General features: G+C 50.9%; 9 protein-coding genes and 1 other RNA gene. All 10 read left to right on the forward strand.

From position 1 onward, the window contains the following. The first annotated feature begins 409 nt into the window (after positions 1-409). The 10 genes from ffs (at position 410) to DW826_RS16690 (ending at position 10,819) form a co-directional block, all read left to right on the forward strand. An RNA gene (ffs, locus tag DW826_RS16645) (signal recognition particle sRNA large type) lies at positions 410-671 on the forward strand. A 32-nt stretch (positions 672-703) separates the two neighbouring features. Next, the gene (locus tag DW826_RS16650; RefSeq protein WP_015554025.1) at positions 704-2,173 is read left to right on the forward strand and encodes a metallophosphoesterase; all 1,470 of its coding nucleotides are present in this window, start codon (positions 704-706) and stop codon (positions 2,171-2,173) included. 182 nt (positions 2,174-2,355) lie between these two features. After that, positions 2,356-3,438, forward strand: a complete 1,083-nt coding sequence (locus tag DW826_RS16655) for an ATP-dependent 6-phosphofructokinase (protein WP_117553260.1) — start codon at positions 2,356-2,358, stop codon at positions 3,436-3,438. A gap of 6 nt (positions 3,439-3,444) precedes the next feature. Further along, positions 3,445-5,163 carry a DNA polymerase III subunit gamma/tau gene (gene dnaX, locus DW826_RS16660; RefSeq protein WP_117553261.1) on the forward strand — a complete coding sequence of 573 codons (1,719 nt, stop codon included), beginning with the start codon at positions 3,445-3,447 and terminating at the stop codon, positions 5,161-5,163. A 142-nt stretch (positions 5,164-5,305) separates the two neighbouring features. Beyond that, positions 5,306-5,656, forward strand: coding sequence for a YbaB/EbfC family nucleoid-associated protein (locus DW826_RS16665; RefSeq protein WP_021903984.1), 351 nt, complete (start codon positions 5,306-5,308; stop codon positions 5,654-5,656). Positions 5,657-5,658: 2 nt separating this feature from the next. Next, positions 5,659-6,258 carry a recombination mediator RecR gene (recR, locus tag DW826_RS16670; protein WP_015554029.1) on the forward strand — a complete coding sequence of 200 codons (600 nt, stop codon included), beginning with the start codon at positions 5,659-5,661 and terminating at the stop codon, positions 6,256-6,258. A 45-nt stretch (positions 6,259-6,303) separates the two neighbouring features. Beyond that, positions 6,304-8,520: a tetratricopeptide repeat protein gene (locus DW826_RS16675; RefSeq protein WP_117553262.1), complete on the forward strand. Its 2,217-nt coding sequence runs from the start codon at positions 6,304-6,306 to the stop codon at positions 8,518-8,520. A 285-nt stretch (positions 8,521-8,805) separates the two neighbouring features. Continuing rightward, complete coding sequence (locus DW826_RS16680; protein WP_117483939.1) at positions 8,806-9,642, forward strand: HAD family hydrolase; 837 nt, start codon at positions 8,806-8,808, stop codon at positions 9,640-9,642. A 114-nt stretch (positions 9,643-9,756) separates the two neighbouring features. Beyond that, entirely contained in the window at positions 9,757-10,503 is a 747-nt protein-coding gene (locus DW826_RS16685; RefSeq protein WP_242994129.1) for a CvpA family protein, read from the forward strand. A gap of 22 nt (positions 10,504-10,525) precedes the next feature. After that, positions 10,526-10,819, forward strand: a complete 294-nt coding sequence (locus tag DW826_RS16690) for a hypothetical protein (protein ID WP_242994130.1) — start codon at positions 10,526-10,528, stop codon at positions 10,817-10,819. Positions 10,820-11,249 lie beyond the last annotated feature (430 nt).

Below are 11,249 nucleotides of genomic sequence, written 5' to 3' on the forward strand. Positions count from 1 at the left end.
TAACTGCGGAAACCGGATGGACCGTGATGAAAATGCGGCGATTAATATCTGCCGGGAAGGCCTGAGAATATCCGGGATCATATTAGAAAAAAGCGAAAAAGCATCATAAAAAGATATCAGACAAAAAGAACCGTGGGACACACGGGGATCGCTCGTGAATGCTTTGCCCAACGGGGCAATCGAACGAGAAGCCCCCACTTTAAGCGTGAGCTAAGTGGTGGGAGTATGTCACTACATACAATTTAAAGTCAGGAATAGATCAGGGGATTTTGTAAAAATGAGAGCTTTAACGAGAGGATTTTTTAATGCTCAGACTTGATAAAAACTTGTTGGTATCATGCTTATAACATGGTGTTGACAAGTTTTACTAACTTGACAAATTGTTGTCATCCATGTATACTTAACTGGTCCGCACAGCCGGGGAGATAGCGGTGCCCTGTACCTGCAATCCGCTACAGCAGGGGTGTTGTTCTGCCTCGGGTACTTCCTTGTGAAGCTGCCCCGGGTAAGCGGCGCTGACGTTTTGGTCTCGCGCAATGGGACTCTCTGAACCATGTCAGGGCAGGAATGCAGCAGCATTAAGGAGAACCTTCCATGTGCCGCGAGGGAGCCGGGACCGAGCTGGCTGCCAGGGTAACGTTCATGAGACGTATTCAAAGCAGAACGTGCGGACAAAAAAGGAAAGTTTAAGAGGTGACAGCTAATGAGAAAGAAATTTCTGTTATTGCTGGCGCTTCTTTTTTTATTGGCCGGAGTGATCTTTGTCCTGCCCGCGGTGCGGGATCATGCCCCGGATCAGACGAAAGAGAGTGCCACAGAAGAGACAGAATCAGAAACGCCCACAGAGACGGAAACAGAATCTGAGACCGAGACAGAAGAAACGACTGAGGAGGAGACGGAAGGGCCCGGAGACCCGGTGGACCGTGAAAAGGTGGAGACTCATCTGATTATTGCCTCTGACACGCACTATATGTCACCATCCATGACGGATTACGGCGCGGCGTTTGACAGTCTCGTAAATAGCAATGATGGAAAAGTGATCCGCTATCAGCCACAGTTATGGCAGGCGTTTAAATCGGAAGTCCTCGCAGCCAACCCTGATGCCCTGATCTTAAGCGGAGACCTGAGCTTAAACGGTGAAAAGGCAAACCACCTGGAATTTTCCGAAAAGCTCCGTGAGATCGAAGAAGCGGGAGTTCCGGTCTATGTGATCCCCGGAAACCACGATATCAATAAGCCGGACGCCGGAGAATACTTCGGGGATCAGAGAACCGATGTGGAGAGTGTGACATCGGAAGAATTCCGGGAGATCTACGCGGACTTCGGCTATAACGAAGCGAAGAGCGGGGCACCGGATTCCTTAAGTTACCTGGTGGAGTTAAACGATACCACCTGGCTCATGATGCTGGACACAACGGTCTGCGAGCCGGAAAATGAGGTCTACGGCGAGATCAAAGAGGGCACGCTCGAGTGGATGGAAGAATGCCTGAAGGAGGCGTACGCCGAGGGAATCACCGTGATTCCTGTGGGCCACCATAATCTCCAGCGCCTGAGCCGTGTCTACGTGGAAGAATGTGTGATCGAAAACTGTGACGAGGTTTTGGAACTCTTCGAGCGCTACCTGACACCGGTGTACTTCAGCGGCCATCTGCATACACAGAAGGTCATGAAACACCTGACGGAGCCGGGAATGGATTCAGATACATACGGAATATGGGAGATCGTCAGCAATTCCCTGATCCTGCCGCCGTGCCAGTACGGAACAGTGACATTAAATACGGACGGCAGCATCGACTATCTGGCGAAGATTGTGAATGTTTCCAGCTGGGCGGCTGCGAATGGGGAGACCGATGAGAATCTTCTCGACTTCTCGTCCTACACAGAAAATTATCTGCAGACGGTCCTCAAAAACCAGATAGCCCGGAAGCTGGAAGATGTTCCGAAAGAATTAAGGGAAGTCATGGTCGATTTTTATACGGATCTGTATAAAGACTACTATGCCGGTGTGCCGATCAGCTACTCGGAGAAGAAAAATGAGTTCGGCTACGGACTCTGGGTCCGCTATATGGATCCCAGCACTGAGTTCCGCCAGCTCGACGGAATGATGCGAGATTCGATCTCGGCGAACAATCACGCGGAGATCCCGAATCCGATCCACTTGAAGCGGCCATAATATTACCGTAAGAAAAGAGAGATGCAGCAAGTTATTCCTACCCGTGTACAGTAACATTTTCTGAACTGAAAATTCCGTACAAAGATTTTTTCCTTGCCCCTCTCTTTTCTTTGTATTATAATCTTATCTTGGATACATGCATTCATATTTCGACTGAAAGAAATCGGAGAAAGGACAAGACGATGAAGAGAGTTGGATTCCTTACGAGCGGCGGCGACTGCCAGGCGTTAAACGCAACGATGCGCGGAGTCGCGAAAGGTCTGTACCAGGCCTACAAAGATGAAGTGGAAATTATCGGATTTGAAGACGGCTATAAAGGTCTGATGTACGCAAACTACCTGATGATGAAACAGTCAGATTTTTCAGGCGTCCTCACAAAAGGCGGAACGATGCTCGGTACCTCCAGACAGCCGTTCAAGCTGATGCGTGTGCCGGACGAGAACGGACTCGACAAGGTGGAGCTTATGAAGCACACCTACTATAAATTGAAACTGGATGCGCTTGTGGTCCTCGGCGGAAATGGAAGCCAGAAAACGGCGAACCTCTTAAGCCAGGAAGGACTCAATGTGATCGGTCTCCCGAAGACCATCGATAACGACCTCTGGGGAACGGACATGACTTTCGGATTCCAGAGCGCTGTGGATATCGCCACAAACGCCATCGACTGCATTCACACCACCGCGTCCTCCCATGGACGTGTTTTCATCGTGGAAGTCATGGGACATAAGGTCGGCTGGCTCACCCTTCACGCGGGAATTGCCGGCGGCGCGGATATCATCCTGATCCCGGAGATCCCGTATGACTTAAACAAGGTCGTAAAGAAGATCAAAGAGCGCACAAAGAATGGAAGCCGCTTCTCGATCCTCGCGGTGGCAGAGGGCGCAATCTCAAAAGAGCAGGCAGCCCTTTCCAAGAAAGAATATAAGAAATATCTGGAAGAACGCGCCACAAAATACCAATCCGTTGCGTATGAGATCGGCGCGAAGATCCAGGAGATGACAGGCCAGGAGATCCGAGTGACGGTTCCGGGCCATATGCAGCGCGGCGGCACTCCGGTTCCGTATGACCGTGTGCTCTCCACAAGAATCGGCGCGCATGCGGCCGACATGATCAAAAATAATGAATTCGGCAAGCTGGTCGTTGTAAAAAACAATGTGATCACGGATATCCCGCTGGCAGAATCTGCCGGAAAACTGAAATATGTGGATCCGCAGTCTGATATTGTAAAAGAGGCGAAGCTTATCGGAATCAGTTTCGGAGACTGATAGAGAATGTCATATCAAGCGTTATACAGGAAATGGCGCCCGCAGGTATTCGCGGATGTAAAAGGCCAGGACCATATCGTTAAAACCTTACAGAATCAGATCGGTTCCGGCAGGATCGGTCACGCCTATCTCTTCTGCGGAACCCGCGGAACAGGTAAAACGACGGTGGCAAAGATCCTGGCCCGGGCGGTAAACTGTGAACACCCGGTGGACGGAAGCCCCTGTGGGGAATGTCCAAGCTGTAAGCAGATCTTAGCTGGAACATCTTTAAATGTGGTAGAGATCGATGCTGCGTCCAACAACGGCGTTGAGAATATCCGTGAGATCCGGGAACAGGTCCAGTACCCGCCGACGGAAGGAAAATATCGTGTATACATCATCGACGAGGTTCATATGCTGTCCACAGGCGCGTTCAATGCCCTGTTAAAGACACTTGAGGAGCCGCCGTCCTATGTGATCTTTATCCTTGCGACCACGGAGGTTCATAAGATCCCGATCACGGTGCTTTCCAGATGCCAGAGATATGATTTCCGGCGCATCACGCTGGACACGATCACGGCCCGGTTAAAAGAACTTACGGAAGCGGAAAACATGCCGGTGGAGGACAAAGCGCTCCGCTATGTGGCAAAAGCCGGAGACGGCTCCATGCGAGACGCATTGAGTCTCCTGGACCAGTGCGCGGCGTTCCACTTCGGTGAGACACTGACCTATGAGCATGTGCTGGATGTTCTCGGCGCTGTGGACAACAGCGTATTCCGGGACCTGTTCCATGCGATCCGGGAGAACCGGACAAAGGACTGCATCCTGAAACTCGAGGAGATGGTAGTCCAGGGCCGGGAACTGTCCCAGTTTGTAGTGGATTTTATCTGGTTCCTCCGCAATCTGCTGCTTTTAAGGACAGCAGATGACGCGGAAGACCTTTTAGATATGTCAGAGGATAATCTGACACAGCTGCGAGAAGATGCGGCGCTTGTAGATGAGAATACATTGATGCGGTATATCCGCGTGTTCTCAGAATTGTCGAACCAGATCCGTTTCGCGAACCAGAAACGTGTGCTGATCGAACTCGCGTTCATCAAACTCACAAAGCCGGAGATGGAACAGAGCATGGATTCTGTTCTGGAACGGCTGGAGAAGCTGGAGCGCATGGTGGAGGAAATGTCCGCGGGCGGTTATGTTCCGGTACAGACTGCCGGAATGGACGGCGAGCCCATGATAAATGCCGGGCAGCAGATCCCGCCGCAGGCATACGCGCAGCCGGTCTACAGCGGCGCTGGTGCGCCGGGAAACGGCATGGTCCCCTCAGGGCAGCCGGCACAGAATACGGCAGATATGCAGAACCAGCAAGGTGCGGGCCAGAATTATGAGCCGAGGACCGTATCCCTGCCGAAAGCCCAGCTGGAAGATCTCAACATGATCCGCAACGAGTGGGGAAAGATCGTCCGTGATATGGGCATGTCCATCCGCCCCAGTTTCCGGGAGACGGTTGTGGAACCGGCGGGCGACAGCTGTCTCTGCATCGTATTCAATGATCCGATGAACTTTGCCATCGGAAGCCGCCCGAGTGTTCTCGGGGACCTGGAACGGTATGTGGAACAGAAATACGGAAAATCCCTGTATTTTAAATCCCGTGTCCGGGAGAGCGGGGAACGGATGGATACACGCTACATCAGCGATGATGAGCTGAGGGAAAACATCCATATGGATATCACGATCGAAGATTAGCCGCAGCAGCATGCTGCGATTAATAATAAAATATCCGGGTCGAAAGCTGAAAGCAGGACCCGTTACTCCCGCCTGACGGGAGTGAAAAATGGCTGTAAGACAGCCACATAGAAAATAATGAATATTCAGGAGGAATTACACCATGGCAAGACGTGGCGGTTTCCCGGGCGGTATGCCGGGCAATATGACAAATCTTATGAAACAGGCGCAGAGAATGCAGCGCCAGATGGAAGAGAAGACAAAAGAGCTTGAGGAGAAGCAGTACACAGCAACAGCAGGCGGCGGAGCTGTATCCGTTACCGTATCCGGTAAAAAAGAAGTTGTCGCTGTAAAGATCTCACCGGAGGCAGTAGATCCGGATGACGTTGAGATGCTTGAGGACCTTATCGTTGCCGCTACAAACGAGGCCTTCCACCAGATGGAAGCTGAATCCAGCGCAGTGATGTCTGAGCTCACAGGCGGTCTCGGAAACCTGGGAGGACTTTCCTTCTAATTATGGATTACTACAGCAGTCAGATATCAAAATTGATCGAGGAGCTGTCGAAGCTTCCGGGGATCGGAAACAAGACAGCCCAGCGTCTGGCATTCCATATCATCAACATGCCGGAGGAACAGGTAGAACGTCTCTCCAGCTCGATCCGCGACGCGAAGCACAATGTTCATTACTGTAAGGAGTGCTTTACCTTGACGGATCAGGAACTCTGCCCGATCTGCCGGAGTCAGACGAGGGACCACAGCGTGATCATGGTCGTGGAGAACCCGCGCGATCTGGCGGCGTACGAGAAAACGGGCAAATTCGACGGGGTGTACCATGTGCTTCACGGCGCGATCTCCCCGATGCTTGGAATCGGCCCGGGAGATATCAAATTAAAAGAGTTGATGATGCGTCTTCAGACAGAGGAAGTAAAGGAAGTCATTATCGCCACAAACTCAAGCCTTGAGGGTGAGACGACCGCAATGTACATAAGTAAACTGATCAAACCGACAGGGATCAAGGTGACGAGGATCGCCAGCGGCGTTCCGGTCGGCGGCGATCTGGAATATATTGACGAAGTCACACTTCTTCGGGCGTTAGAAGGCCGGGTGGAGTTATAAAACCGGCAGCTGGACAGCTGGGCGGTTTCAGGAGATGCGAAAGAAATGGATAAATACGAGTTTAATATTAAAGTCGAGCAGATCAAAAAGATGGTCAGCCGCGGAGACTACGGAACTGCGATGAAGATCGCAGATACCATTGACTGGCACCGTGTCCGCAACGCAAGCCTGCTGTCCATGATCGCTCAGATCTATGAGAAAAATGAAGAGTACCAGGAGGCGAAGGATATTCTGCTCCTGGCATTCGAGCGCGCGCCGGTAGGAAAGCGCCTGCTCTATAAGTTGGCGGATCTCGCCTTAAAGGACGGAAGTACCGCCGAAGCGGAGGCATACTACAGAGAATTTTGTGATCTCGCGCAGGATGATCCGCGCCAGTATCTGCTCCGCTACAAGATCTTAAAAGCGAAGAAAGCGCCGGTGGATCAGCTGATCCGCGCGTTGGAAGTGTATACAGCATCCGAGGTGGATGAAAAATGGCTCTACGAACTGGCTGACCTCTACCACAAAGCCGGGATCGAGGACAAGTGTGTAGCCACATGTGACCGCATCATGCTCTTATTTGGTCTCGGCAAATATGTGGATAAGGCAATGGATCTGAAGCTCCAGTACGCGCCGCTGAACAAATACCAGATGGACCTTGTGGAAAACAGGGACAAATACGAGGCAAAGCTGCGCGCTGTTGAGGAAGAGTACAGCGGAAATGCCCCGGAGCTGGATGATTATGATGAGGGAACCCCGGATTCCGAAGCTTCCAAGCAGGTTGCCATGCAGATTCATGAGGATGCCCAGGCGAAAAAGCTGGCAGACGAGATGTCCAGACTCTCTGAGGAAGAGGGACGGACTGCTGTTGTCGAGGAAGACGATGACATGGGTGCCACAAGAACCATCGCTGACTTAAGCCAGGTCCGCAGAGGCGGACAGGCGGCTGCACCGGAAGTACAGGAGGAAGAAAACACGATCCCGACCGGGGAAGAGCGTGAGATCGAGCGCCAGAAGCTGGCGATCCGCGCCGCAAAAGAGCGGGAAGAGATGGAAGAGGAAGCTCTCCGCCGTGCTGAGGAAGAGCGGGAAGCCGCCAGACGCGAGGAAGAGGAACGCCGTGCGAAGAAGCAGGCGGAGATCGACCGCGAACGTGCCCGCCGAAACCAGGTCCGCAACATCCCGGCTCCGGAAGAGGAGGACGACGATGGAGAGCTGGAGCTGGAATCCCTGGATGACATGCTGGATACCAACAACCTGATGATCGAGGCGGAGACGGACGAGGAAGGGCTTTCCATGGCTGTCAACTCCTTAAAGGAGATCCACCGTGAGCTCGGCATCAAGAATCCGGTTGCAAAGATCAGCAGTGAAAAGTTAAATAAACGCGGAATCAGCGCGGTAGCCGATATGCTGGCAGGAAAAGACCTGATCATCCAGCATGCGGCAGGACTCACTGATGCTGTCCAGAACGAACTGGATGATCTGATGGAGAAAGACCGCTCCGGAATGATCGTTGTCCTGATCGATACACCGGAGAACCTTGAGGCACTCCATGCCCACAATACATCCCTTGCAAGCAAGTTCCAGTATATCGGAAGCGATGAGAACGCGTCTGCGCAGAAAGAGGCAGATACCGAGATGGAAGCTGCGCTGAAGCGCTCCACAGAAAAGCAGGAACAGATCGCCCGTGACGTGGTAAACGCGGAGCAGGAGACAGAAGAGGAGCCGGAACAGGAAGACGCTGAAGCACTGCAGGAAGAACCGGAGTACGAGAAAGAGGAAACGGACATCCTGGAAGAATCATCCGAGCCGGAAACAGATGAAGAGGACGAGGAAGAACCGGAGCCAGAGGAATACGTACCGCCGAAGAAGGCAAAACTCTTCGCAAAGCAGGAGAAACCTCAGAAAAAGGCGCCAGTGACTGAAGAAGAGCCGGAACTCTCGGAGGAGACTGCGTCCGCAGCGGAAGAGGAAGTTGTTCCGGAAGACTACGATGACAAAGAAGAGATGGATCCGGATGAGTTCGCCCAGTACGCGTGCAAGTATGCGACGGAGATCGATTGCAGCATCACTGGAAAGAGCCTTCTCGCCCTCTATGAGCGCATCGAGATGATGGAGGAGGATGAAGTCCACCTGACAAAGGCAGCAGCCGTAGATCTGATCGAGGAAGCTGCTGACAAGGCAGAGAAAAAGTCTCTTGGAAAGAAGATCGCGGGACTTTTCTCTCCGACTTATACAAAAGAAGGTCTTCTGATCCTTCATGAAAAGGATTTCTTTGACTGATAAAGAGTGTGATGGGATCCCTGCGCACTGTTCTGGGCAAGCCCAGACGGCACACAGGAATTCCGTGACATGCTTATAGGAACTGAATATATGCGCACCATAAGCTCATTGTTTTTGCGATGAGTGGGTGCGCAAATTTTTCACCAATACACACGAACTAATGTTTGCTGAACACAGACAAGACGAATGCGCATGCGGCCCTTTTGCAACAGATATTTTCAATTCCGGAGTATCGCTGTAAACAATGTTTTGCATGTGCGCTAGATTTCTTATAGGAGAAAAGATATGGAGATCAGGCTGATCGCGGCGGACATGGATGGAACGCTGCTTGATGACGAAAAAGGGATCCCGGAGGAGAACCTGCGCGCTTTCCGCGCATGCGCGGCACAGGGGATCGAGATCGTCCCGGCGACAGGCCGCACGATGCGCGGACTGCCGGATGAGCTTCGGAATCTGCCGGGCGTACACTATGCGATCCTCACCAATGGGGCACAGGTGGTAGACCTTGCGAAAAACGAGATCATTGACTCCTGCCGGATCCCGGTGGCCCTGGCGGAAAAGATCATGATGATGGCCCGGACAAGTCCGGATGAGATCATGTATGATGTATATGTGGGCGGAATCGGCTACACCATGCCGGAGTTCTACAATGATGTATATAAATATGTCTCATCGGAGGGACTGGCGGAGCTGGTGCGCAGAACCAGGGACACGGTTCCCGATAATATCGCTTACTTAAAAGAGCGGGGACAGGACGCGGAGAAGATCAACATGTTCTTCCGTGACATGGATGCCAGAAAGCGGATGAGAGAGGAACTCTCGAAGCTCCCGGGGATCCTTGTGTCCTCATCGATCCCGAATAACCTCGAGATCAACGCGGAGGGAGCTGATAAGGGCGGAGCGCTGCTCCGTCTTGCCGCACGTCTGGGAATCGCCAGAGAGTCCACCATGGGCTTTGGAGACGGGGAGAATGACCTCAGCATGATCCGCATGGCTGGAATTGGCGTTGCCATGGAAAATGGCCATGAATCCGTAAAGGAGGCAGCAGATTATATCACGAAGACCAACAATGAGGCAGGTGTCGCGAAGGCGATCTGCCATTTTACAGGAATTCAGATATAACAGGAATGATGGGCATATGAGGACTTTCAGGTAATAGACGCGGCGGGGTATCTGGATCATCCAGGCTTTGTCTGTTTTACGGAAGAACTATGCACATATGTGACAGGAGTAATAATGGAAATAATGGAGATTCTATCCAGCCGCTGGCTGGAAGTGGCTGTAGCGGTATATCTCATCGGGATGATGCTTTACGGTCATTACAGAGGTTTTATAAAAATAGCAGTTTCCGCAATGTCCCTTTTCATCACGCTATTTGCAGCGCGTGTAGCGATTCCACAGGCGGCAGCCTGGCTGGAACATAATACGGCTGTATACGAAACGATGAAGGAGAGTGCTTTGAAGGCCAGCGGCCTTGATGAGAAGATGGAAGAGATGGCTCAGACAGCCGGTCTCGCGGGAAGAGCCGGGGAACGCGCGGTCATAGAGAGCCTGGAGATCCCGGACCAGATCAAAAAGCTTCTGATCGAGAATAACAACGGAGAAATATATCAGGAAATGGGCGTCCAGATCTTTGAGGACTATGTTGGGAAATACCTTGCAGATCGTGTGATCCGCGTGATCATATTTACGGTGCTGTTTATAGTATTCTATGCGTTCCTTCATATCATCATAGTCTGGCTGAACCTGATCTCCAGGCTGCCGATCCTGTATGGGCTTAACAAGATCGCCGGTGCGGTTCTGGGACTCGCGGAAGCATTGATCTTTATATGGGTGGGCGCCCTGGTCCTTACCCTGTTTTCGGGCAGTGAGATCGGAAAGAGCATGATCACCCAGATCAATGGAAGTATCTGGCTGACGTGGCTGTATGACCACAATATGCTTTCCTACCTTGTAGTCGGTCTGGTAAAGTCTGTCCTGTAACGGGAGTAGATTAAACGGAGGAATGCATTGGGCTGGAGACTATATTGGATATTTCCAAAGTTATGCTTTGGGAAATATTTATGATGGACAGATTCGAAAGGCATTGTTATCAGAGATTCCGGATTTGTATGAGCAGATACGCCACGGAGAGTTTGACAGACTGAACAAGTGGATGAAGGAACATATCTGGCAGTATGGGTGCTGTTATACATCGGGAGAAATGTTGAAGCGATTGACAGGAAAAACATTGGACGTTGTGCCATTTCTTGACTACATGAAAGAGAAGTATGCGGACTTATATGGTATTCATATTTAAAAAGGACAAGTTAGTTTGATAATAGGGATTGCAGCAGGAGAAAACGTTAAGCTGCAATCCCTGTTTTTATAGTGTAAAAGAGCAATTTGAAATTGCTCAAATGATGGCTTGAATACCGAATTGCATATATTGTATGCAAAACAATTATGAACCGCAATATGTTGTAATTGCACAAACAAAAGAAAAAACTTTAAAAAAACTGGAAAAAAGTGTTGACTTTTTCGTGGGGATTTGTTATTATAATACTCGCCTTGAGCGACAGGGCAAAACTTATTAAGAGTCATTAAGAAAACTTCTTAATCGCTCGAAAAAAGTTTTAAAAAGTTCTTGACAAACCGGAAACGGTATGATAGAATGAACGAGTTGCTGCTGAAGAACAGAGAGCAACAAAAACAAAGTTCCTTGAAAACTGAACAGTATGTAAAACCCT

This window comes from Clostridium sp. AM34-11AC (assembly GCF_003435375.1).
Classification (GTDB): Bacteria; Bacillota; Clostridia; order Lachnospirales; family Lachnospiraceae; genus Pilosibacter; species Pilosibacter fragilis.

Bases quoted from the DNA above. Each gene is read 5' to 3' on its own strand.
- DW826_RS16680 (WP_117483939.1), top strand. From the start codon at position 8,806: ATGGAGATCAGGCTGATCGCGGCGGACATGGATGGAACGCTGCTTGAT.
- DW826_RS16665 (WP_021903984.1), top strand. From the start codon at position 5,306: ATGGCAAGACGTGGCGGTTTCCCGGGCGGTATGCCGGGCAATATGACA.
- DW826_RS16690 (WP_242994130.1), top strand. From the start codon at position 10,526: ATGCATTGGGCTGGAGACTATATTGGATATTTCCAAAGTTATGCTTTG.
- DW826_RS16650 (WP_015554025.1), top strand. From the start codon at position 704: ATGAGAAAGAAATTTCTGTTATTGCTGGCGCTTCTTTTTTTATTGGCC.
- DW826_RS16685 (WP_242994129.1), top strand. From the start codon at position 9,757: ATGGAAATAATGGAGATTCTATCCAGCCGCTGGCTGGAAGTGGCTGTA.
- dnaX (WP_117553261.1), top strand. From the start codon at position 3,445: ATGTCATATCAAGCGTTATACAGGAAATGGCGCCCGCAGGTATTCGCG.
- recR (WP_015554029.1), top strand. From the start codon at position 5,659: ATGGATTACTACAGCAGTCAGATATCAAAATTGATCGAGGAGCTGTCG.
- DW826_RS16675 (WP_117553262.1), top strand. From the start codon at position 6,304: ATGGATAAATACGAGTTTAATATTAAAGTCGAGCAGATCAAAAAGATG.
- DW826_RS16655 (WP_117553260.1), top strand. From the start codon at position 2,356: ATGAAGAGAGTTGGATTCCTTACGAGCGGCGGCGACTGCCAGGCGTTA.